Genomic DNA, 23,188 nt, shown 5'->3' with positions numbered 1-23,188 from the left:
TTGTTGAAAAATTCAAAAAAAGTGGCATTTGCCATAATCAGCGGGACTTTTGTTCCACCGCCTCGAGGATTTTATCAGCTACCTCTTGAATAGAAAGGGAGGTCGTGTCGATTTCAAGAGCGTCCTCTGCCTTGCGCAGCGGAGATACTTCACGCTCTGAATCAAGCTTATCTCTTCTTGCAATTTCCTCGATCAATGTTTCATAGTTGACATCGTAGCCTTTTTTCACATTCTCTTCATAACGGCGTTTCGCTCTCTCTTCAACAGATGCCAAAAGAAAAATTTTCACTTCTGCATTCGGCAGCACGTGAGTCCCGATATCACGTCCATCCATAACGACGCCGCCTTTTTCCCCAAGCTGCTGCTGGCGTTTCACCATTTCTTCTCTAACGCTTCTGTGCTTGGCCGCAATTGAAACTTGGTTGCTGACTTCGTCTGTTCTGATCGCCTCAGTTACATCGGTGCCGTTAACGAGCACTTTTTGTCCTTCTTTTGCTGTAATCAGTTCAATGTCTGTCCGCTTTAGCAGCTCAGCCAATTTTTCTTCATTTGTCAGATCAACGTTTTCTTGTAAAGCCGCGTACGTTATCGCCCGATACATCGCTCCTGTATCAATATATATGTACGATTTTTTCTCAGCCACAATTTTGGCAACGGTGCTTTTCCCCGCAGCTGCCGGGCCGTCAATTGCAATCGATAATTTCTTGTCCATAATTCCTCTCCTTGCTCTTTTCTCCTCTATGGATTGTATCACGAACTTTATGAAAAAGGGTGAAAAATTGATGAATAATTAATGTTTGAAGGTTTCAATCCTATTGTTCTCCTCCATTTTATCCACCCCTTCATATTGAATCACTTTTGATACATAAGGTTCAATATGCTGATAGTGAAAAAGAATCTGGACACCAAGTAAAATGATGACCTGAATGAACAATAATTTAATCAGCAGCCGTTCAAATGTTTTCATCGGAGCACCTCCATCACAAATAGTATGGAAGTGTTTGCCGATGTTTATTCCATCCTTGCCTTTCTTCTCTTATTTAACTGGCGCCGGATGCAATATTGAAGCAGAAACTGCTGGTCACTTGCTGCGATTCCTGTATACTCAAGGGTCATTTTACGTTTCCCTGATTTCAGGTCATCAAAAATTCGTCTGACAACGGCTTCTGTTTCTATTTGACGTGTGTTCTCCTCTTCAGAAAGACTGATAATAAGTCGCAATGATTCCCCGGATTGAAGAGAACGGCCTTCAGCTAAAATTACGGCGATGCCGCCTGCGCTGATGTTATAGGAAAGTGTGAAGAACTCTTCTTTATTTGGCGGCTGAATTAGCACATCCAATACCGCATCAGTTCTTACATACTGGCGGCGCTGGATTCGTTTCATTTTTTCACTGGGAGGCATTTCAAGACAGATCATTTGAAGTTTTTCCTTCACTTTACCTTTTATACGGCTTGTAAAACGGTAAGGAACTTCATCTTTGCCCACAAACTCTACCGTTACTTCCATATCGTTATGTAAAATCACAGTTCGCCCTGTAACTACATCAACCGGATATGCTATCAAAAGCTCATTGTTTTCGATGCTGACTGCCTTGCTCTTTGCTTTTTTTAATTCATTTTCTTCTATATATTCTAAAAGTACATTTTCTCCAATCCCTATCATTGACTTCACTCTTTCGTATTCAATATACTCGCTTTTTTATTAAAGCACGTAATGAAAAAAAGGAAAAGACATTTAGTCCTTTCCTCCTGTTTTTTATAGGTCTTTATATATAGGTTCTGCATTTTTTAGTTTTTCAACCTTTTCTTCTGATCCGTCCTTGGCATTTATATACATTCTAAATGTGTCATTTTCAATTGTTCCGAGCATTTCATAGCATAATACTTCTTGGCCGAGTTCATTTGTAATCAAAGCAAGCCTTGTTTCTCTCACTTGTACATTTTTATTTAATTTAGATTTTGCTTCTGCTTCAGTAATAGCCGGCTTTGGTATATCTCTTTTTCTATGGGCTGTTAGGAAGTCTCTTGCTGAAAACCCGACAACTTCACCGTCATCCAAGGCCACTTTCATACGAATCGCTTCCGGGTACATCCGGACTTTATTTTCAACAGGAACATATGAAAATACGCCGATTTTATCATATTGGGCACTTTCATCAATTTCCAAATCTTCTGTCTCATAACCGTTTTTCTTTAAAAAAGCGAGTGCACGGTTCGATCCGTCATTCAAACTGATTTTCTGATCTTTCACTTCTCTGTTTTGAATTAAATATACCGGATGCCCGCCCTTTTTCGTAATATCCATATAAATCGCTGCTTTATGGTCTGGGTCTTTCATGCTGATGCTATAAACGTCGCGATTTGTTTTTTTCCCGCTCTTTACTACTTTAATGGAATAATTATTATCCGGGGCAAAGCGCTCAGCAATTTGTTTTGCTTCCTGTTCGGAAATTTCTTTTCCCTTCAGATGGTCGAAGCCTTTCTCTTCTTTTTTTGTGCTGGTGAAACTCGGGCCAAGATCTGTTCCCGTGGAGAATGCACCAACATTCTTTTCAACAGTTTTAAAGCTGTTGATAATCGTATTATCACTTTGTTTTTCATCAGAAGCCAGCGCCATCTCCACGTCCATCCAGCGAAGGTTTTTGCTCATGACAAGGTGCTGAACATGACGCAGTTCATTTTGTATATCTTCGGACTGCTGATATAGTTTATTTAGTGATGTATACTCGTTTTTATCAAGCGGCTTTTGATCTAAATCTCTGACTGACGTTTTATAACTGAAATCCCCGATCTTTGATAATAGCTCTTCTGTTTTGTTAAACGGCATTAATGTAAGCGGCAGCTGGCTGACGCTATTATGAGCTTCAGATGTAATCCTCCACACATCTATCAATGCAGGTGATAGTGATTTTTGGCTGTTCATGGCAAGTGTTGTTCCGATTTTATCATGAAGCTGATCCATCTGATAGGTAAGTTCATGAAACGCCCGCTGATAGTTATTTTCAGCATGAAGAAGAACTGCGTCTTTTTCCTGGTGCTCTTTGTATCCCCAGTAGCCTGTACCGACTATTGCAATACCAAGCAGGGCGATTAAAATTCCTCTGATCATTTATCACACCTCTTTTTATGCTTTCTCATGTCCTGCTACTCACAGAAAATGTGTTTACCGATTCTTTTAATCTGCGGACGTCCCCAAATCCAAGCACTTGTAGCCGTATCCGGGTTAAAGTAGTACAGCGCTTCCTCTGATGGGTCCCATCCATTGATGGCATCCAGCACTGCTTCTCTGGCCGTTTCATTCGGCTGCATGTAAATTTGACCGTCGGCTACTGCTGTGAAGGCTAGCGGCTCAAAAATAACCCCCGCTACAGAATTCGGAAATAATGGGCTGTTCAATCGGTTCAAAATGACTGCTGCAATGGCAACCTGTCCCTCGTACGGCTCGCCCCGGGCTTCACCATAAACTGCCTGAGAAAGGAGCCTGATATCATTGTTGGAAAATCCGCCAGGCATGTTAGCTGCGACCGCATCCTGTTTTCTTGCTTTTGCAGGTGTATTGTTTTGCTGTTTATTCGCTTTAGGCTGCTGCGTTGTTTTTTCCGCAGGCTGTTTCTGCCGCGCTTCTGCTTGTTGTCTTGCCTTTTGTGTTGCAGCTTTTGATGGTTTCGTCTGGTATTTCAGCGGAATTTTTCCGTAATGCGTAAAGGTATTCCCTTTATTAAGCTGTTCCATGACATATTCACGATAGTATTTAGATTTAGATATTAAGGTTTGCTTTGTTTTAGCCCCGACAAGGCCGTCAACCTCTTTTAACCCGAATTGATCCTGAAAGTTTCGAACTGCCCAGTACGTTCCCCATCCATAAACCCCGTCAATTTTTCCGTTGTAGTATCCGTTGTACTGAAGGCGCGCCTGGAGTTCGACCACATCATCCCCTGTTGCCCCTCTTTGAATGACCTGATTCGAAAAGGCAGAGATGGTTTCAGTATTGATAAACGTCGTGATTGTAAAGGAAAAAAGGATGAGACATGCCATAATCGATCCTTTGGACTTCATCTTTTCAAGCCTCCTACAGCAAATTTTTAAGTGTAATCGTATTTTCTGTAACGAGGTTATTTTTATACACTCTTTCCTTGTTATCCCTCAGAACATAATATCTGTTTTGATAAATCAACACACACAAAAAAGCCGCACGGTTGCTGTGCGGCTTCTATACTTGCATCATATTGACGGAACGGGCTTTTTTCGCTTTTCGCAAACCAAACCACCATAAAAATAACATAAATGGAAACATATAATAAATCCAATTACTGAGTGCTGTCAGGATAAAATCATACGATCCATGCAAAAGTGACGGGAGAGCTAAAGAAAGAATAAGCCACTTCACACGCGCCTTATCAGCGGAAAAACGGGCTTTCCCAAGGTAAAATCCCATAATAACGCCTATTAATGCATGGCATGAAACAGGCAGGAGCGCCCTGACAAACGCATGCTCCACACCGTGGCCAATTAAATAAAGAATATTTTCGAGGGTTGCAAAACCGAGCGACACACTTGCCCCGTATACAATCCCGTCATAATGCTCATCAAAGTGGGCGTGAGGGTAAACACTGACCATCAGAATAAACCATTTTAATGATTCCTCCAAAAACCCTGAAGATAAAAAAGAAACGAAAAAGCTTCCGCCTCCCACATTCTCTTTTTCAAGCACGTACTGGATAAACATTGTGGGAAATACAAGAACAACCCCTAGAAAAAACGACCGAAGCACCATATGTACAGGTTCATTATCATACTGATCTTTTAAATAAAAATAACTTAACAGCGCGATGCCGGGAGCAATTCCTGCAGAGATGATTGCAAACATCAGGCAACCTCTTTCCTTTATATTCCTAAGTCTATCCTACCATGTTGTTTATGATTTTACATCTGTCAGAACCTAAAAAAACAAAAAGAGCATACGAATTCATCATATGCTCCCCTTCTTTAATAATTTTCTCTTTTTGCGATTTCCGCTGCGATATGTCCTCCGTGAAATCTGCCGTTTTCAATAAATATTTCATTTGCATTGTTACCTGCAGCAATGACCCCGGCAATAAAAATACCCTTAACGTTCGTTTCCATCGTTTCTTCATTGAAAAAGGGGCGTCCTGTTTCTTTATCAATTTCAACACCCATTTTTTCAAGAAATTGATGGTCGGGATGATAGCCTGTCATGGCAAATACAAAATCATTTTTAATGGTAATAAGTTCCTTTTTATCTGAGCAGAATACCACTTCATCCTCGGTGATTTTTTCGACACTAGCGCCAAATTCCATACGGATTGTACCGTTTCTGACGAGCGCTTCAAATTCAGGCAGAATCCATGGCTTAATGCTTGGCGAATACTCCTTGCCCCTGTATAAAACTGTGACACGCGCTCCAGATTTCACGAGTTCAAGGGCGGCGTCTACGCTTGAATTTTTCCCGCCGATGACGACAACATCTTTATCAAAGTATGGGTGGCCTTCTTTAAAATAATGAAATACTTTTGGCAAATCCTCACCGGGTACGTTCATATAGTTTGGATGATCATAGTAGCCTGTTGCAATAATACAATATGGCGTCGTGTAGGTCCCTTTTGACGTCTCTATAACGAATGTATCGTTTTCCGCTTTCGTCACTTTATGCACCATCTCAAACGCATTTACACGGATGTTTTTCCTTTTGACGACTTCCCGGTAATACGACAAAGCCTGAATTCTGACAGGCTTTCTGTTTTCCGTAATAAATGCCACGTCTCCGATTTCAAGCTTTTCACTTGAGCTGAAAAAGGTTTGATGCGTCGGATAATTGTAAATACTGTTAACGACATTTCCTTTTTCGATGACGAGGGCATCAATGCCAATTTGTTTTAGGTGAATGGCAGCAGACAGTCCGCAAGGTCCTCCGCCTATAATTATTGCTTTTTCTTGAATCATTTCCGTCAACTCCTGCGATTGGCATTTCACTACATATTTTTCTATTTCCGAATAAAAAAATCTCCTATTTTATCATAGGAGATTTTTTATTTTTATGCAAATCATCAACTTATATCCAGCCTCTAAAACGCGAAGCTTCAGCCATTTTGCGAACGCCGACCATATAAGCAGCGAGTCTCATGTCAATTCTTCGGTTTTTAGCCATTTCATAAATATTGTTAAATGATTTGACCATCATTTTTTCTAATTTTTCTTCTACCTCTTCTTCACTCCAGTAGAAGCCTTGGTTATTCTGAACCCATTCAAAATAAGAAACTGTTACGCCCCCGGCACTTGCCAGCACGTCTGGTACAAGCAGAATGTCCCGGTCTGAAAGAATTTTTGTTCCTTCAAGCGTTGTTGGCCCGTTTGCCGCTTCAACGACAATTTTAGCCTGGATATTATGGGCATTTTTTTCTGTAATTTGATTTTCAATCGCAGCGGGAACGAGGATATCACAATCCAGCTCCAACAGCTCTTGGTTCGTAATGGTATCGTTGAAAAGCTTTGTTACGGTACCGAAGCTGTCACGGCGGTCGAGTAAGTAATCGATATCGAGACCTTCAGGATCATAAAGTCCGCCATACGCATCTGAAATGCCGACAACCTTTGCCCCTGCATCATGCATAAATTTCGCCAAATAGCTTCCCGCGTTTCCGAAGCCTTGGACAACGACACGCGCACCTTTAATATCGATGCCTTTTTTCTTAGCCGCTTCCTTAATACAGATGGTTACACCTTTTGCTGTCGCAGATTCTCTCCCATGAGATCCGCCAAGCACAAGCGGCTTGCCTGTAATAAATCCAGGCGAATTAAATTCATCAATTCTTGAATACTCATCCATCATCCAAGCCATGATTTGTGAGTTTGTAAATACATCCGGCGCCGGCACGTCTTTCGTCGGGCCGACAATTTGGCTGATTGCTCTGACATACCCTCTGCTCAGACGCTCCAGCTCTCTAAACGACATATCCCTTGGATCACAAACAATTCCGCCTTTACCACCGCCATATGGAAGATCAATTATGCCGCATTTTAAACTCATCCAAATAGAAAGCGCCTTCACCTCTTTTTCTGTTACGTTCGGGTGAAAACGTATCCCGCCTTTCGTCGGACCGACAGAGTCATTGTGCTGCGCACGATAACCTGTAAAAATCTTTACTGAACCGTCGTCCATACGAACAGGTATTTTTACCGTTAATAATCTCATCGGCTCCTTTAACAGTTCGTACACTTCTTCAGGATATCCCAATTTTTCCAGAGCCTTATGTATTACGGTTTGGGTTGATTTTAATACATCAAGTTTGTCCTCTTCTGTATGACCGGTGTTTCGATCGGCTGCCATTTGAGTTAACCTCCTAGAATCTTCTGTTTCTCACATGCTCCCTTTCAGAGAATAGTATACACCTTCATATGATCTGTGCATAGAATAAACGTTATGTTTTTCCATGTTTTTTAACGAAAAAAAACTGCTGTGAAATCAGCAGTTTTCCGTTGCATTCTTATGAAAAATGAGTCTGTATCGTCTCAACGGCATTACCGTCCATTATGATCTTACCATACTCATGCAAGCGATAAATCGTTAAAGTTGTCGGATTGCCGTATTCAGCCAGAACCGCCACAACCCCCTCAGCCGTATGTGACCCCAGATCTTCTAGGCTTAAAAAGTACTGTCCGTCATAGTGGTAGACAGTTCCCCCATTGATACCGATTCGCTGTAAGCTTTCTGAAAGCTGAATGATATCTTCAAAGGAATGGAATTGATAAATGATGTCCGCACTTTCATCAAGCTTGACTTGCATTTCGATGTAACCATCATCATACTCATCGTCTTCTGAATCGGCGCTTTGGTCCTTTGTTACAATCACAACCATCCCTTGTGCTTGGAGAGAATACACTTCCACTGCAATCGGTCCATTCGCTTCAAAGCCGAGCTCTGTATTAGCTTCATTCATCATATCTTTAAATAACTGGTGGACTTTAAATGAGTCCTTCCAGAGGTCTTCTTTTGTCAATCCCCGGTCTGTCAAATCATCGAGGGTCAAAAAGATTTTGATCTTATTATAATTCAGACGCTCAAGCCGCATAACGTTCCCTCCTGCCTCTACTTGCACACAAATCATATAACACATTATATGAGATGATGAGTCATAGGTTCTTAATTGTTATCAGTTTACACTGAGTTCACTAGTAAGACAAGCACAATGCAGTTTTTATTACCTTATGGATTTTTTGCTTTTGAGAAGCTATTCCGGCGCACAAAGCGTCACAATATGTGTTTCCGGCTCAGCACCTAAACGAAGAGGCACTTTTGTTGTGCCGTATCCGTTGCTAATGAGATACGCTGCATTTTTCACAATGCCTGTTTTCCCGAGTTCATACGGGCCGAATTTTCCAAACCTAATCTGACCGCCGTGGGTATGTCCGCTGAATATCGCATCAATACCGTCAGCTTCATTGATTTGTTCATGAATCTCCGGGTTATGGCATATCAGAATATTCAGCTGGCTTTTGTCGAGTTCTTTAATGGCTTCCTCATAATGATCCATCTCCATCCTGATATCATCAACTCCGGCAATCGCAATCGTATGGCCGTTGTACGAAAACGGAATTGACTCATTCCTCAGAGTGATGACACCGTGCGCTTTGAATATGGAATACAGCTTATGCTGCCTGACTTCATAATCATTATTCCCCCACACAAACACGACAGGGACCCCGAAAGCCGTGAGCCTTTTGATGTTTTCCTCGATTCTCGTACTGGGCACACCACCCTCGGCTAAATCACCGCCGATGATAACCAGCTGAGGGGCATGGCTTCGCGCTTTTTCTAAAAGATCTTCATCGATGAGACGTTTGTGAATGTCCGAAATAAAAAAGATTGTAAGAGGCGGCTTACCCTTCATTTTTGATAAAGGAAACGTATGTGTTTTCAAATGGTTGCCTTTTGCTGTTGAGTACATCTTTGCCGTCATTGCCGCTGCCGCCACAGTTAGCACACCGGCAATTTTCACTGATAGCTTCATAAAAACTCTCCATTCTTTTAGAACTTATCAATAAGACGGACAATAAAAAAAGACGTTTCTATCGTTTGAGAAAACGCCCGATTTTATTTACTTTCAAAATATAGATTAATGTCATATTGGTGCTTCATCATTTGAAAAACAGATTCTCTCGCCTTCCATTTATCCGGCTGCGGCCAAAGATCAGTGCTTTTCTGAATAATTTCGCATCTCAGTTTATGAAAATCGCCCTCAGCTTTTTCTTCCTTTTTCTTAAAATAATATGAAGTGCAGTATGCAAAAGCGGTTGCCATCATCCAAAATAAATAAAAGGTATGGCTAAGCATTTCTTGAAGAACAAGCTGAGGCGCCGGGCTCTTGATCATGATCATAATACATAATAGGCCTAAGCAAATGAGTGAAGTCCATCGCCATCTGCGGCATTGCGTTGCATAATTTTCAAATTTTTGTTTTCGTTTCACCAGCGCTTGGAGCATCTGTTTGGTCGGCGCGTCTGTAAACTGATCCATCTGACTCCATAAGGTTTTCATACGCTTCACACCTTGTCCATTTTCATTTCTACAATATATGAGCGTAAAATAAAAAAATGCCCTATTCATCCATTAAGGGGATGTCCAAAACTTGTCCGGTGTAAACATCATTTCCATTCAGATGATTATACACACGAATTTTTTCTTCTCCCGACCGGCTTTTATAATACTTCATAGAAATGCGGTACAGCGTTTCTTTCTTTTGGACGGTGTGCTTGACAACGCGTTTTGGCTCAGATTGAACTGGTTCAGCCGGCTGCCGCTCTTGCGGTGCCGCTTCTTGTTGAGAAGAGGAAGCAGCCGCGGCGGTTGCTTCCTCCTTATTTGCTGAGACTTCTTTTTCCGCTACAGCAGGCTGTTTCTTATCAGTTGTTGTTTTTGCAGGGTCTTTTGCCTTTGTATCCTCAGACTTTTTTTTTGACTCTTGCTGCAGTGCGGTCTCTTTAGTTTCTTTGGTCTCTTTGGTGTCTGCGGTGTCATTTTTATCCTCTGGTTTCGGCACAACCTCATATTTGCTTTGGCTGCTGTCGATAAAAACATCTTCATAATCGTCATGATTATCCGGATAGTTTTTTAGATAAAATAAGCTGACTAACACGATAACCGGCACAAATACAAATAATACAGCGAGTACAGTGAATAATGGCGTTTTTGTTTTGCCTTGCTTTTTTTTCTGTTCTCTTTGATTTTTTACAGATTGTCTTGTCGGAAGGCTTTCTCCATCATCATCGACATAATCGTCCGCCAATGCGGCGTTTTGATCTTCATAAAGATTCTGGGCTTTTCTTCTCTCTACTCTCGACATGTTCGTCATGTTTATCCCTCCTCACATGTTCAAAACGAATCTGACAGGCAAACACGGCATCAATGATAAAATGCGCCGTCACCGGAACAAATAAGTTACCGGTCCATTCATACATCAGACCGAGCAAAAAGCTGATTGCTGTCACCATGATAAATAACAGCCATTTTGACAAATACCGAAAGTGCAGAACGGCAAATATAAGGCTGGCCGCCCATAGACCGATATGAGTCTGCAGCACTCCTCTGAATAACATTTCTTCCGCAAAAGCAATCAGAAGCGTTAAAAATATAATATGAGGGATTGACCTCTTACTGAATATTTTTTTATTGATTCCGCCGTCATTATATAAATGAGGCGGACACCATTTCATCACTGCCATATCGGCTAAAATAACAATAACCGAAATAGAAACACCATACCATATGATTCGCAGATCGTGAATATCCCAGAGTTTTAGTACGTCTCTTACATCCTCAAAAAAGAACAATCCCGCTAAGGCTGCTGCGATGATGATCAAAAGCTGCGTCAAATATAACTGCTTGAGCATATCACGATCAGACATATGCTGAATGAAATCCTTTTGCTGTTTCAGTTTAGCTCACCTACAGTCTGCAAGCTGAATATCCGGTGCAATTCCGAACTCCAACTGACTAATGGCGCCATTTTACTCCGTTCGCCTTTTTGTTCATACAGGGATAGATCAAAACCGCAATGTGAACAGCACGGAAGATTTCCGTCATCAGGCTCGTATGATTCATCAAAATAGTTTAACAGTGATTGCCTTAAACAGCCGTCATGCTGAAGCAGAAAAGATACGCGGCGCATTTTTTCCAGCTTCAGCTCCATGCGATATGAAATTTCCTGTTTCATCAGTTCAATTGATGTTTTCCCCTGCATAAACAGATGTATCATCATACGTGCTTGTGTCTCTCCGACACCATACTGCATTAATACGTCACGCAACCTTCTCTCATCCTGCTCATCCGTCTTTTCAAGCACACGGATCACATCGGCGATTTCTGCCACTGTGACACTCTCCATTTGGATAATCTGCTCCTGTAATTCAAAATCACCTGGTGCCCGCAGCAAAATGCTGACACTCGGTTTTCCGTCGCGTCCCGCTCTGCCGATCTCCTGCATAAAAGCTTCAGCCGTCTGCGGGATGTGGAAATGAATCACATATCTGATATCAGGTTTATCGACACCCATTCCAAACGCATTCGTACAACATATCACATCAAGCTGATTATGGATAAACTGCTGCTGTATTAAAATCCTGTCGCCAGACTCCATACCGCCATGGTAAAAGTCGGCTCTGCTGCTCGTCTTGCTCTTAATTTCACCCGCTAATTCTTCAGCCCATTTCCGTGTCGGACAATAAACAATTCCGGGTCCTTGCAGGTTTTCAACCAGCTGAATGACCCTATCTATTTTTTCGGCAGTATCCGCCGCATTTTCAACCCGAAGGGCGATGTTTGGGCGGTTGACTGAGTTGAGATACCGTTCGGCATGCTGCAGCTCCAGCAGGTTCGTGACATCTTGCAGCGTATCCTTTGTAGCCGTAGCAGTCAATGCCAGAACCGGAGGATGCCCAAGTTTTTTTCTCAGCTGTCCGAGCTTTGAATAGTCAGGCCTAAAGTCATGCCCCCATTCAGATATGCAATGTGCTTCATCAATAACGAATAGGCTGATCGGGACGTTTTTCAATTTTTCCAATACATATGGCGACTGTAAAGCCTCAGGAGACAAGTACAAAAATTTATAACGATGAATATGTTCCAAAACGAATTGTCTTTCCTGCCTGCTAAGCATGCTATTCAAAGCGGCCGCACGTTTTTCACCCCGTGCTTTCAGCTGCTGTACCTGATCCTCCATTAAAGAAAGCAATGGAGAAACGATTAATACCATGCCGTCAAGCATGTAGCCAGGCAGCTGGTAGCAAAGCGATTTTCCTCCCCCGGTCGGAAGCATCGCAATGGTATCCTTCCCGCTAAGTATGCTTCTAATAATGTCCTCCTGCCCTTTTTTAAAGGAAGTAAAACCAAAAAACTGATGTAACGTTTGCTGTAATTTAGTCATATTGCTGCACCTGCTTTGTCAATGCCAGTCTGATTTGAAAGTAGCTGAACCGCTGCTCCAGCCCGTCTCGAATTTGTTTGATTTTGTTCGTCCGCATCCGTTTGGCAAACTCTGCAATTTGGAGCTGGTCTTCCGCTGATACATAGTCATCAATCACAAACGCAGGCTCGTGAAGAGAAATCTCGACAATATGGTCTTCGATCGTCGCTGTTTTCAGCTTTCTGATTTCAGCAATACGATGTATCGGAACCCCTTGTTTGATCATCTGCCATGTTTTTCTGGTTGACTCTGTCAGAGCATTATCTAAACGCACATCAGAAAGGAGATCCTTTAACAAAGTATCTTCACACTCCGGAAGAGAATGAATAAAATAATGTACCGAAGCCCAAAACATGATATAAACATACCATTCATCTTCTTTCAGCGTGTCAGCAAGCTGCCTGCTCGTATAACCGATCCTATCGTGTGAGGTTAAGGAGTAGACAAAAATTTGCGCTGCTTTGTCACCAACCTCATGCAAATGCGCCTCCAGCATGGCAAAAAGACTGCTTGCCATCTCTATATGATCCGTATGCCGGGACAGGTATCTCTTTACCCAGTGAAGTGTCTTATAATCCTTTGTGACAGGGATATACTGCCTGCTCCCTTGCAGTTTATGAGATAAGACCTGCACAAGCAGCGAAAGCCTCTTCCAAAGCACGCCGGCAGCCTGCTGATAATAAGCGCCGTGGCAATGAACTGGCCAAGGCCGCTCACTAAGGGCGTGCCTTAATCCTGCTGCGCCGCTGGCTGTCACTTTGTATGTATCTGTTTCAGACATAGGTTCGAGATATGAATGCTGTTCAAGCTTGGTGAGCGACGCTGAAATATCGCTTCTCGAACATTGCGCCGCCATTCCAAAGTATTTTGCAGTCTGAAATAAGCCGGCATCTTGAATGGTTTGTGACGATCTTTTGCCTTTGAATAGGTGAAAAACAGCGCTTCCCGACCGTTCTCCGTTTATTTTAAAAAGGCAATCGAGAACCATAATATCGAAGTAATTTAATGACAACCTATCCACCCACATTCTTCCTGACAAAAATCGTTGATTTGCTCTCTTTATTTTAACAGATTTTAAACAGAAATCGACGTTTAAAGTCATCATTAAGGGGGATGTTATGTAGATAACCCCTTATGTGATAAGCATTCTCAATCATTTTTCTGTTGAAATGTGGCAGCAACATCATTACAATAAGTAAGAGGAATAGGTGTTAAATTGATTAAATATAAAGATTGATCCATTTGTTCCACCAAGAACAATCTGGGAGGTTTTATTCATGGCAAAGTACACAATCGTAGACAAAGATACATGCATTGCATGCGGCGCTTGCGGTGCTGCTGCACCAGACATTTACGATTACGATGATGAAGGCATCGCGTTCGTAACGCTTGATGAAAACAAAGGCGTTGTCGAAGTTCCTGAGGTACTGGAAGAAGATATGATTGATGCATTTGAAGGATGTCCTACTGATTCCATCAAAGTGGCGGATGAGCCATTTGAAGGCGACCCGCTTAAATTTGAATAGAAGAAACAAAAAAAGCTCCCCTGCGGGAGCTTTTTTATTTAATGGATATGTGCGCGCTGCTGTTCAATCCATGGCTTAAGCTTGATGAAGATAAGTGAGAATACAATCGTAATCACAATGCCTTTTATGATGTTAAAAGGTAGGATACCAGCGACGACCGCTGTTTTCAGCGCGCTGTCAGATAATGCCGGCGAATGTAAAAACCACGTGTATGCCGGGAGAATCAGAACATAATTTAAAATACTCATCAAAATGGTCATTGCAGCTGTGCCTAGAAGCAGGCTGACAGCCAAGCCCTTTGCTGAGTTCAGTTTCTTAAATAAGAAAGCAGTCGGCAATATAAAGAGTGTTCCTGCGATAAAATTCGCAATTTGCCCTACAGGAACTCCGGCCATGCTACCCTGAATGATATATTGAAGAACGTTTTTTATCGCTTCTACGGCAATACCCGCCAAAGGTCCGTAAATCAGAATGGCAATAATAGCGGGCACGTCGCTAAAATCAATTTTTAAATAATCCGGAAGACCCGGAAACGGGAAATTCAACAGCATCAAAACAAATGCAATGCTGCTCAGCATACTGATCACAACTAATTTTTTTACTTTCACTTCACTCTCTCCTTTTCGATCACATCTTACTCGAAAACGGAAAGGTTCTTTTCCAGCCAATAAAAAAACCGCTTCATGTATAAAAGCGGGGTTTCGAAAATTAGGCTAGGCAAAGAAACGTTTTAAAATACAATTTCAAAACGCTTATGAACCTCCATCTTCTCCCATCCAGACTGTACTGTCGGCTCCGGAATCTCACCGAATCCTGCTGTAAAAACAGCTCGCGGGCTTAGAGCAATTGGCTCATCACCGCCGGTAGGGAATTTCACCCTGCCCCGAAGATTGATCATATGAATTTAGTTCCATTATAAACGATAACTGGTTGGCTGTATAGAGAATTGCTTCAAATTATATATAATACCTGAAAGCTATAAAAACATTGATTTTTAAGCTTTCCTTTTATCCTTTACTGCGTCAATACACGTTGACACTCTATTGAGAATATGTTAAATTATCAGATATTTAGTTTGTCAATTTAGGAGGAAATCTAACGATGTTTCGAGTATTGGTCTCAGACAAAATGAGCAACGACGGCTTACAGCCACTTATTGAATCAGACTTTATTGAAATTGTTCAAAAAAACGCAGCAGATGCAGAAGATGAATTACATACTTTTGATGCTCTTTTGGTGCGAAGTGCGACAAAAGTAACAGAAGACCTTTTCAAAAAAATGACTTCTTTAAAAATTGTCGGAAGAGCCGGTGTCGGTGTAGATAATATCGATATTGACGAGGCGACTAAACACGGAGTAATCGTGATTAACGCTCCAAACGGCAACACCATTTCGACAGCTGAGCATACATTTGCGATGATCTCTTCTTTAATGAGACACATTCCTCAGGCTAATATTTCAGTAAAATCCAGAGAGTGGAACCGCACAGCTTACGTCGGTTCAGAGCTTTATGGAAAAACGCTTGGGATTGTCGGATTAGGCCGAATCGGAAGCGAAATTGCACAGCGTGCGAGAGCGTTCGGTATGACCGTTCACGTTTTTGATCCTTTCCTAACTGAAGAAAGAGCGAAAAAAATCGGCGTAAACAGCCGTTCATTTGAAGAAGTGCTTGAAAGCGCGGATATTATTACCGTTCACACGCCTTTAACAAAAGAAACAAAAGGCTTATTGAACAAAGAAACGATTGCAAAAACGAAAAAAGGTGTTCGCTTAATTAACTGTGCGCGAGGCGGTATTATCGATGAAGCAGCGCTTCTCGAAGCTTTGGAAAGCGGACATGTTGCCGGTGCAGCGCTTGACGTTTTTGAAGTTGAACCGCCAGTAGACAATAAACTAGTTGATCATCCATTAGTCATTGCGACTCCTCACTTGGGAGCATCGACGAAAGAAGCTCAGCTGAATGTCGCGGCTCAAGTATCAGAAGAAGTTCTACAGTTCGCAAAAGGTCTACCTGTCATGTCAGCTATCAACCTGCCTGCCATGACAAAAGATGAATTCGCTAAAATTAAGCCTTACCATCAAATCGCAGGAAAAATTGGCAGCCTAGTATCCCAATGCATGAAAGAGCCGGTACAGGATGTTGCCATTCAATACGAAGGCACAATTGCCAAACTTGAAACATCGTTCATTACAAAAAGTCTTCTGTCAGGCTTTTTAAAACCGCGCGTGGACTCAACTGTTAACGAAGTCAATGCCGGGGGTGTCGCAAAAGAACGCGGCATCAGCTTCAGTGAAAAAATTTCCTCTTCTGAATCTGGATACGATAACTGCATCAGCGTAAAAGTGACAGGAGACCGCAGCACCTTTACTGTAACGGCTACGTATATTCCTCATTTCGGAGAACGTATTGTCGAGATCAACGGATTTAATATCGATTTTTATCCGACGGGTCACCTTGTATATATCCAGCACCAGGATACAACAGGTGTCATCGGCCGAGTAGGACGTATTCTCGGAGATAACGATATTAACATTGCAACCATGCAGGTTGGCCGTAAAGAAAAAGGCGGAGAAGCCATCATGATGCTTTCCTTTGACAGACATCTTGAAGATAAAATTGTGAAAGAACTAACAGATGTTCCTGATATTGTGTCTGTGAAGCTCATTGATCTTCCATAATCCCAAAAAACTCAAGCTTTATAAGCTTGAGTTTTTTTATTGTTCTATTTTCGTGTGTTTTTATGCAAAATCTCTAAGACATTCCTCAGCTCAGAAACAGGTATTTGACCAGGTGCCGATGCCTCTTCTCCCGCGCCAAAAGTGCAAGCTGATCCAAAAACCTCACCGCTCAGCCTGCTGATCAGCCCTGTTTCAGCCATTGACATTGTAATAATCGGACGGTCTGCATATACTGTTTTCATTGTATACGTCGCATCAAGCAGCGTTAAGAGATCTCCTGTATCATTCGGCATGACAGCCATTTTTGGAATATGCGCCCCTAAATCCTGCATTTTCCGAAGTCTTGAAAGAATCTCATCTTTCGCAGGCGTTTTCTCAAAATCATGATTTGATATCACCACATAGACATTGTTTTCTTCCGCCAGTGATACTAACGCTTTGACATTTTCATCTCCTGAAAATAATTCAATGTCAATAAGATCGATGTCTTTTGTTTGGACTGCCGCTTCCAGCAAAGCAATGTATGAGCTTTCATCCATTTCCATGCTCCCGCCCTCTTTATGAGTTCTGAATGTGAATAGAAACAGCTTGTCCGCTAAAGACACCCGAAGCTTAGAAATCATCTTTGTGACGGCTTCTCTGTCATTTGCTTTTTCAAATACGTCGACTCGCCACTCTACAATGTCCGGATTGAGTAATTTTACAGCTTCTGCTTCGTTCAAAATTTGTTTTTCCGTTTTTCCCATCAGCGGAACGATGATTTTCGGCATCCCTTCTCCGATGGAAACTCCTTTGATTGTTAACACGTTCACTTGTCTCAAATCCTTTCAATCGTTACCTTGTTTTATTATACACGCACAACTATTTTTTTGAAAATTTCTATTATATGAATCACAACTAAAAAAGAGCCTGAAAAGGCCCTTTTTTAGTTTAAGGAAATCGGATTTGGAGCAGCTGGTACCGAAATTGCATCTGATACGTCATATCTGCCGATTTTTCTTGTTCTGGTTTCCGTAAAAGTCACTTCTGTAAAGCCAAACTCTTTAGCTGTTAAAAGAAGTCCCTCAAGCATTAAGATACCGGCAATAGAATCGTCAACTTCTGAGTCTTTTGAGAAACGGATATATAAGTGTTTCTGTTTCTTCGTTACAGATTGGACTGCACCCGCTTGAATTAGAGGTGTTGTCTCTTTTTGGCTGCTCGATTCCATATCCTTAATCGCTTCTTTTACTGTATCAAATGTTTTGTCTGACGGAACGAGAAAGTCTTGTCCTTGTTTATTTTGGTACAAGTAATAGGCTCTTTTCGACTGTTTTGGAATACGGATTTCCGTGTAAGTTCCATATGAGCCAATGATTGCACCGCCCTCATTTTGATCCGATAAAAATTTGACTTTTTCATAAGGACTCCATTTTAAGGATTCTTTCAACATTTTTTTTAACAGTGTATCATCTTTTACTGAAAAAGCCTCAATGGGCTGATGGACTCGTATACTTAATTCCTTTTGCCTTTGATTTTCCTTTACCTCCACTTCATCTATGAAGGAGGGGATCGTAATGGCATGATCAAGGATACCCAGTTCACCACTTTCAAACAGCATATCCTGTATCGTTTGGTCTGCGTTTGTTTTTTTGATGCTGATGGGTATAATTGCAGATGTTTCGGCATCAGCAATCGCTACAGTGATGTAATTGTTCTGTTCCTTTTCAGGAACAACAAATGAAGTCTGATCCAGGGATGAAGCAGCTTTTGGGCTGTCTGCTGTCTCAGTTTTCGTTACAGCGTTCTCTTGGGACGCTTCTTTTTGTTGAGGCTGTGCCTGGTCAAAGAAATGAGGAGAAATAATGAAGGCGATAAAAACCGCAATTGCAGCGGCACACGCGGGGCCAATCCACCTAACAGCGGGCTTTTTTTTGCTTTTTGCCATCGTCAGCCGCTTGTAAATATCCTGAGGCGAACGATGGTCTTTAACTGCCGGAAGTTGACTTAACAACTCCTTTATCTGTTCTTCGTTCCATTCTGACTTCATCATCCATTAGCTCCTCCCTCAAAAGCTCCATATGTTTCCGAAGTACTTTGAGCCCTCTGTGTTGGGTCGTTTTGACTTTGCTTTCCGAGAAGCGCAGAGCATTGGCTGTTTCCTGAATTGAATATCCCTGAATAAACCGCAAGATAATCACAGCTCTTTGATCGATCGTGCATTGATCAAGCGCAGCATAAATTTCCCGAACATTTTCATGTTGAACCGCAAGTTCGTCCGGAAGCAATTGCTGATCTCTGACATCTTGTGTATCCCAATCAAATGTGCCGAGTATACGCTGTCTGATCGTCTGCTGTTTACGGAACCAGTCTATCGCAACATGGCGCGCGATCGACAAAAGCCATGTTTTTTCACTGCTTCTTCCTTCAAACGTATGATAAGAATTTAATACCCGGATATAAACCTCCTGAAGAAGATCTTCTGCCTGGCTTTTATCCTTTACCATATAAAATAAAAATTGGTACAAATCTTGATGATATGTGTCATATAACAATTGAAAGGTTTCTTCCATTTGAAACCCCTCCGTTCACTTTTTTGTCGTATTAATAGCTTGAAAAGTTACATTACAACTATATTACGAGAAACTGGAATTTGGAAGGGAATTTATATTAACATATCCTTAAATTTTATTAATGTTGGCTTTTAAAAAAACACCCGCTCGATTAGCGGGTGTTTCTTATGGAACAAGATTCTTCGGCAAATTCAGACTCGATTTTATGGTTTTGTCGGAATATAAAATGTAAATGTCGTTCCTTTATCCATTCGACTGTGCACCGTAATCGATCCGTTGTGGGCTTCCACGATATTTTTAACGATAGCCAGCCCAAGCCCGGTTCCTGCTCTGCCTCTTGTTCGCGCTTTATCTGCTTTATAGAACCGCTCAAAGATAAATGGCAGATCTTCTTCCGGAATGCCGGATCCAGAGTCTTTGATATCAATTTTCAATCCATCCTTCACAGAATGGACTGCAATGGAAACACTGCCGCCGGATGAAGTATGCCGCAGCGCGTTATCGATCAAGTTGGTAAATACCTGTTCCATCTTGTCCTCATCAAACATAAATTCCTCTTCTGTGAGAGAAATGTCTTGATGTAAACTTATATTTTTTTCTTTAGCAACACCGGAAAACTTCCGAATGATCTTCTCTAAAAATTCATTGACATTGATTTTTTCATAATGCAAGCCTGTATGGCCTGATTCCATTCGGGCTAAATCAAGCAAATCATTGACTAGACGGCCCATTCGCAACGATTCGTCATAAATGATTTGAGCAATTTCTTTCCGATCTTCTTCGGAGCTTGCAATGTCATCGACAATTGCTTCACTGTATCCCTGGAGCATAGAGATCGGTGTTCTCAACTCATGGCTGACATTTGCGATAAAGTCCTCACGCAGCTTATCTAGGCGGCGTTCTTCAGTCATGTCGCGCAGCACGGCAACCGCCCCTCTGACATGCGATTCCGCATAAAGCGGCGACATCAAGAGCACCCATGATCTGCCTTGCAGTGTCATCTCAATCATTTGTTCTTTTTCAGTGCTGACAGCGTTTTGAAACAGCTCTTTTGCTTCAGGCGGAAGGTTATCGCCTTCTTTGATATTCATATTCTGCTCATAATACCAAGCCTGAAGAAAACGTTCAGCCGGAGGGTTTGTCACAAGAATTGTACCGTCGATATTAATGGTAATGACCCCGTCAGCCATACTGCTCAAAATGTTAGATAGCTGCTCTTTTTCTTGATTGAGCGCATTAATATGAAAGTTAAGCTGCCGGCCCATTTGATTAAAAGCGGTTGCCAGTTCACCGATTTCATCCTGGGTTAAAATCGGGATTTTTGTATCGAACTTGCCCTTCGCCAAATCCTGTGCGCCTTCTCTCATTTTTCGGAGCGGATACGTGACCCTGCTTGATAAGAAGAAAGCGAAAAACGTGGTCAGTACAATCGCAATCCCCGCGGCCAGGAAAATATAGCGGGTCGTGTGTTTTGTTGTATCTTTAACGGCAAGCAAAGACTGAGATAAAAAGACCATGCCTTTCTTTCCGTCTTTTTCATACGGGACACCTACAATCAGACGTTCATTATCCGTGTCTGTATCGCTCAACCCCGTTCGTTTGCTTACTTTTTTATGGTCTTGGAGAGCTTTATTTAAGTCTTTGTCATGCTGTATTTGTTCAACCGTAATGGACGACAGGCGATTTTTATCATTCGGAGAATACCAGTACTTTTTCTCATCCTGAATAATGGCAATGCTTGTTAAGTTATCAGCGAGCTCCCAAGTGATTGATCTTGCCAGTGCCTGATCCTCGTGATTTTCTAGGATGACAGCAACTTTATTCGCAAGCTGTGTTAAATCATTCTCGGCTTCTTCCACGTGATAATTCTCAATAAATTCCAGCAAAAGAACCGTTAAAATGAACAATACGATCAAGACAAGTGAAAGGATCGTAAACCACAGCTTGCCTACTACGCTTTTCCAAAATTTCATTCAGTGCCTACCTCGAATTTATAGCCCACGCCCCATACGGTGACAATTTTTTTCGCAGCTTCCGGAGATACCTTGTTCAGCTTCTCTCTCAGGCGTTTGACGTGAGTGTCTACTGTCCGCAGATCACCAAAAAACTCATATTGCCACACTTCTTTCAGAAGCTTTTCCCGATCATACACTTTGTCAGGTGTTTTTGCTAAGAAGTATAGGAGCTCATACTCTTTCGGCGTCAGGCTTACTTCTGTTCCATCAGCCGTTACGCGATGGGCATCATGGTCAATGGACAGATGTGAAAACACTAGCACATTTTTCGTCGGTGTATTGGCATTCAAATAAGAGGTTTGGGATGCTCTTCTCAAAAGGGCTTTTACCCGCAACACGACTTCTCTCGGGCTGAATGGCTTGACAATATAATCATCTGTTCCCGCTTCAAATCCCTGCACCCGGTTTGCTTCTTCTCCTTTTGCAGTCAGCATGATGATTGGTGTCGCTTTTTTTTCCCGAACTTGCCGGCACACTTCAATTCCGTCAGTCCCCGGCATCATCAGATCAAGCAAAATTAAGTCATAATTGGCTTCAAGCCCTTTGGCAATGGCTTCATCACCATTTTCCGCTTCGTCTATGACATAATTTTCACGTTCAAGGTACATTCTTAAAAGGCGGCGAATTCTGGCTTCGTCATCAACTACTAATATTTTGGTTTCGTTCGTTTGGTCCATCGTTTTCCCCCTGCTTTCCTTCTGTTACTTTCATTTTATCAAATCATGAGAAAGTTTGAGAACTGTGTCGCTTTCTAAGGACTATGCATAAGAATGAAGTCCGGCAAGCACTAGATTTACGAATATTAAATTAAACATAATAATAGCAAAACCGATTACGGCCAGCCATGCTGACTTCTCACCGTGCCAGCCTCTTGACAGTCTTAAATGCAAGTAAGCGGCATAGAACAAAAACGTGATCAGCGCCCATACTTCCTTCGGGTCCCAGCCCCAAAATCTGGTCCACGCGAGCTGAGCCCAAATCATCGCAAAGATCAGCGCGCCGAGCGTAAAGATTGGAAACCCGATTGAAACGGCCCTGTACCCAACCTCATCCACCAGATCAAGATTGACGTTTTTCACCAGCGGATGTAACAGAGCGCTGATTCTTTTTCTGATGATCAGACGAAGCGCGCCATACAAAACAAGCCCTGCTCCAAATGACCAAATGACGGTGTTCACCTTTCTGCCTGAGAAAAGGGCAGGCAGCTCAGCAAGCGGCTCCATTCTCCCCTCGGTCAAAAGCTCCCCCTGATGCGGGCCGACAAGCGCAGGCATTTCGTACACCATCACGCTTTTTTCTTTATTTTTATCCACCCAGTTAAACTCCGCTTCATAGCCTGCAATACGAAATGCTGATGTGATCGCAATAAAGGCGACAGTTGTGACCAGGATAAACATAATCGCTTCAAGCCAGAACGTTTTTTTGCTTGGTTTTGTCTGGTCTACATGCTTTAAAAGAAAGATGACACCTGCGACAAAGCTGATGGCAAGTATAGCTTGCCCAAGCGCGGCTGTTGTTACGTGAATATACAGCCAATTGCTCTGCAGTGACGGAATTAAGGGTGAGATATCCGTCGGAAACATGCTTGCATAAGCGATCAGCAATAAAGCGATTGACAGCGTAAACAGGCCCAATGAAGGCAATCTATAGATAAAATATAAAATAATAAACGCCAAAACAAGCATCATGCCAAAGGCGGTGGTGAATTCAAACATATTGCTGACAGGCGCATGGCCGCTGGCAGCCCACCTAGTGATGAAATATCCCAAGTGGCAGAGAAAACCGATAATAGAAAGAGTGATTCCAATATTGGCCCATCGGTTTGGCTTGCCCTTTTTATCTTTATTTCCGCGTATGGCCCCGCCGAAAATCGGGACAGCGATTAAATACACAAGAAAGGCCGCATAAAGAAAATTTCCGCTCAGCTCTGCCATGACA

24 protein-coding genes and 1 riboswitch are annotated in these 23,188 nt (G+C 42.2%); of the genes, 2 read left to right on the top strand and 22 right to left on the bottom strand.

Annotated elements, in window-relative coordinates; translation table 11 throughout:
* Nucleotides 1-37: 37 nt before the first annotated feature.
* The 15 genes from cmk to AC0DBE_RS03755 all read right to left on the bottom strand — a co-directional run bounded on the left by cmk (nucleotide 38) and on the right by AC0DBE_RS03755 (nucleotide 13,490).
* Nucleotides 38-712, bottom strand: coding sequence for a (d)CMP kinase (gene cmk, locus AC0DBE_RS03825; protein WP_014114223.1), 675 nt, complete (start codon nucleotides 710-712; stop codon nucleotides 38-40).
* A 78-nt stretch (nucleotides 713-790) separates the two neighbouring features.
* The gene (locus AC0DBE_RS03820) at nucleotides 791-967 is read right to left on the bottom strand and encodes a YpfB family protein (RefSeq protein ID WP_014114224.1); all 177 of its coding nucleotides are present in this window, start codon (nucleotides 965-967) and stop codon (nucleotides 791-793) included.
* Nucleotides 968-1,011: 44 nt separating this feature from the next.
* Nucleotides 1,012-1,665 carry a flagellar brake protein gene (locus tag AC0DBE_RS03815; RefSeq protein WP_472961121.1) on the bottom strand — a complete coding sequence of 218 codons (654 nt, stop codon included), beginning with the start codon at nucleotides 1,663-1,665 and terminating at the stop codon, nucleotides 1,012-1,014.
* Nucleotides 1,666-1,758: 93 nt separating this feature from the next.
* Nucleotides 1,759-3,111 carry a germination protein YpeB gene (gene ypeB / locus AC0DBE_RS03810; protein ID WP_014114226.1) on the bottom strand — a complete coding sequence of 451 codons (1,353 nt, stop codon included), beginning with the start codon at nucleotides 3,109-3,111 and terminating at the stop codon, nucleotides 1,759-1,761.
* 35 nt (nucleotides 3,112-3,146) lie between these two features.
* The gene (gene sleB / locus AC0DBE_RS03805) at nucleotides 3,147-4,058 is read right to left on the bottom strand and encodes a spore cortex-lytic enzyme (protein ID WP_061187626.1); all 912 of its coding nucleotides are present in this window, start codon (nucleotides 4,056-4,058) and stop codon (nucleotides 3,147-3,149) included.
* A gap of 154 nt (nucleotides 4,059-4,212) precedes the next feature.
* Nucleotides 4,213-4,869, bottom strand: coding sequence for a glutamic-type intramembrane protease PrsW (gene prsW / locus AC0DBE_RS03800; RefSeq protein ID WP_014114228.1), 657 nt, complete (start codon nucleotides 4,867-4,869; stop codon nucleotides 4,213-4,215).
* A gap of 119 nt (nucleotides 4,870-4,988) precedes the next feature.
* A complete protein-coding gene (locus tag AC0DBE_RS03795) occupies nucleotides 4,989-5,963 on the bottom strand; it encodes a YpdA family putative bacillithiol disulfide reductase (RefSeq protein ID WP_014114229.1) in 975 nt (324 codons plus the stop codon).
* A 109-nt stretch (nucleotides 5,964-6,072) separates the two neighbouring features.
* Nucleotides 6,073-7,347: an NAD-specific glutamate dehydrogenase gene (gene gudB / locus AC0DBE_RS03790; RefSeq protein WP_014114230.1), complete on the bottom strand. Its 1,275-nt coding sequence runs from the start codon at nucleotides 7,345-7,347 to the stop codon at nucleotides 6,073-6,075.
* A gap of 157 nt (nucleotides 7,348-7,504) precedes the next feature.
* Nucleotides 7,505-8,089 carry a genetic competence negative regulator gene (locus AC0DBE_RS03785; protein ID WP_472961117.1) on the bottom strand — a complete coding sequence of 195 codons (585 nt, stop codon included), beginning with the start codon at nucleotides 8,087-8,089 and terminating at the stop codon, nucleotides 7,505-7,507.
* Nucleotides 8,090-8,248: 159 nt separating this feature from the next.
* Nucleotides 8,249-9,028, bottom strand: a complete 780-nt coding sequence (locus AC0DBE_RS03780) for a metallophosphoesterase (protein ID WP_072566493.1) — start codon at nucleotides 9,026-9,028, stop codon at nucleotides 8,249-8,251.
* 83 nt (nucleotides 9,029-9,111) lie between these two features.
* Nucleotides 9,112-9,555, bottom strand: a complete 444-nt coding sequence (locus AC0DBE_RS03775) for a YpbF family protein (RefSeq protein WP_014114233.1) — start codon at nucleotides 9,553-9,555, stop codon at nucleotides 9,112-9,114.
* A 61-nt stretch (nucleotides 9,556-9,616) separates the two neighbouring features.
* Nucleotides 9,617-10,369, bottom strand: a complete 753-nt coding sequence (locus tag AC0DBE_RS03770; protein ID WP_014114234.1) for a LysM peptidoglycan-binding domain-containing protein — start codon at nucleotides 10,367-10,369, stop codon at nucleotides 9,617-9,619.
* Complete coding sequence (locus tag AC0DBE_RS03765; RefSeq protein WP_014114235.1) at nucleotides 10,320-10,922, bottom strand: CPBP family intramembrane glutamic endopeptidase; 603 nt, start codon at nucleotides 10,920-10,922, stop codon at nucleotides 10,320-10,322. The genes AC0DBE_RS03770 and AC0DBE_RS03765 overlap by 50 nt, the downstream gene beginning before the upstream one ends.
* A gap of 26 nt (nucleotides 10,923-10,948) precedes the next feature.
* Nucleotides 10,949-12,439: a RecQ family ATP-dependent DNA helicase gene (locus AC0DBE_RS03760; protein ID WP_014114236.1), complete on the bottom strand. Its 1,491-nt coding sequence runs from the start codon at nucleotides 12,437-12,439 to the stop codon at nucleotides 10,949-10,951.
* Nucleotides 12,432-13,490 (bottom strand): YpbB family protein, encoded by a 1,059-nt coding sequence (locus AC0DBE_RS03755; protein WP_014114237.1) that lies wholly within the window; start codon nucleotides 13,488-13,490, stop codon nucleotides 12,432-12,434. Before AC0DBE_RS03755 ends, AC0DBE_RS03760 begins: the two co-directional genes overlap by 8 nt.
* Before the next feature lie 265 nt (nucleotides 13,491-13,755).
* On the opposite strand from AC0DBE_RS03755, the gene AC0DBE_RS03750 reads away from it, so the two are divergent.
* Nucleotides 13,756-14,004, top strand: a complete 249-nt coding sequence (locus tag AC0DBE_RS03750; RefSeq protein ID WP_003225461.1) for a ferredoxin — start codon at nucleotides 13,756-13,758, stop codon at nucleotides 14,002-14,004.
* 38 nt (nucleotides 14,005-14,042) lie between these two features.
* Here the strand turns inward: AC0DBE_RS03750 and fmnP are convergent, their stop codons facing one another.
* Entirely contained in the window at nucleotides 14,043-14,612 is a 570-nt protein-coding gene (gene fmnP / locus AC0DBE_RS03745) for a riboflavin transporter FmnP (protein WP_014114238.1), read from the bottom strand.
* Nucleotides 14,613-14,764: 152 nt separating this feature from the next.
* A riboswitch (FMN riboswitch) is annotated at nucleotides 14,765-14,899 on the bottom strand.
* 206 nt (nucleotides 14,900-15,105) lie between these two features.
* On the opposite strand from fmnP, the gene serA reads away from it, so the two are divergent.
* On the top strand, nucleotides 15,106-16,683 hold the full coding sequence (gene serA / locus AC0DBE_RS03740; RefSeq protein ID WP_014114240.1) for a phosphoglycerate dehydrogenase: 1,578 nt from the start codon (nucleotides 15,106-15,108) through the stop codon (nucleotides 16,681-16,683).
* Nucleotides 16,684-16,727: 44 nt separating this feature from the next.
* Here serA and aroD read toward each other — a convergent pair whose 3' ends face one another.
* The 6 genes from aroD to resC all read right to left on the bottom strand — a co-directional run bounded on the left by aroD (nucleotide 16,728) and on the right by resC (nucleotide 23,184).
* Complete coding sequence (aroD, locus tag AC0DBE_RS03735; protein ID WP_061187619.1) at nucleotides 16,728-17,495, bottom strand: type I 3-dehydroquinate dehydratase; 768 nt, start codon at nucleotides 17,493-17,495, stop codon at nucleotides 16,728-16,730.
* A gap of 113 nt (nucleotides 17,496-17,608) precedes the next feature.
* Entirely contained in the window at nucleotides 17,609-18,715 is a 1,107-nt protein-coding gene (locus tag AC0DBE_RS03730; protein WP_041520988.1) for an Ig-like domain-containing protein, read from the bottom strand.
* Entirely contained in the window at nucleotides 18,651-19,235 is a 585-nt protein-coding gene (gene sigX / locus AC0DBE_RS03725; protein ID WP_003223881.1) for an RNA polymerase sigma factor SigX, read from the bottom strand. The genes AC0DBE_RS03730 and sigX overlap by 65 nt, the downstream gene beginning before the upstream one ends.
* Nucleotides 19,236-19,438: 203 nt before the next feature.
* Nucleotides 19,439-21,208, bottom strand: a complete 1,770-nt coding sequence (resE, locus tag AC0DBE_RS03720) for a sensor histidine kinase ResE (RefSeq protein ID WP_014114243.1) — start codon at nucleotides 21,206-21,208, stop codon at nucleotides 19,439-19,441.
* Complete coding sequence (gene resD / locus AC0DBE_RS03715; protein ID WP_014114244.1) at nucleotides 21,205-21,927, bottom strand: DNA-binding response regulator ResD; 723 nt, start codon at nucleotides 21,925-21,927, stop codon at nucleotides 21,205-21,207. Before resD ends, resE begins: the two co-directional genes overlap by 4 nt.
* An 81-nt stretch (nucleotides 21,928-22,008) precedes the next feature.
* On the bottom strand, nucleotides 22,009-23,184 hold the full coding sequence (gene resC / locus AC0DBE_RS03710; protein ID WP_014114245.1) for a cytochrome c biogenesis protein ResC: 1,176 nt from the start codon (nucleotides 23,182-23,184) through the stop codon (nucleotides 22,009-22,011).
* Between the last annotated feature and the right edge of the window lie 4 nt (nucleotides 23,185-23,188).

The sequence above is a fragment of the Bacillus sp. VA15 genome (assembly GCF_055721145.1).
The sequence above is the reverse complement of the archived record's forward strand: the minus strand, read 5'-3'. Positions and strand labels throughout refer to the sequence as shown.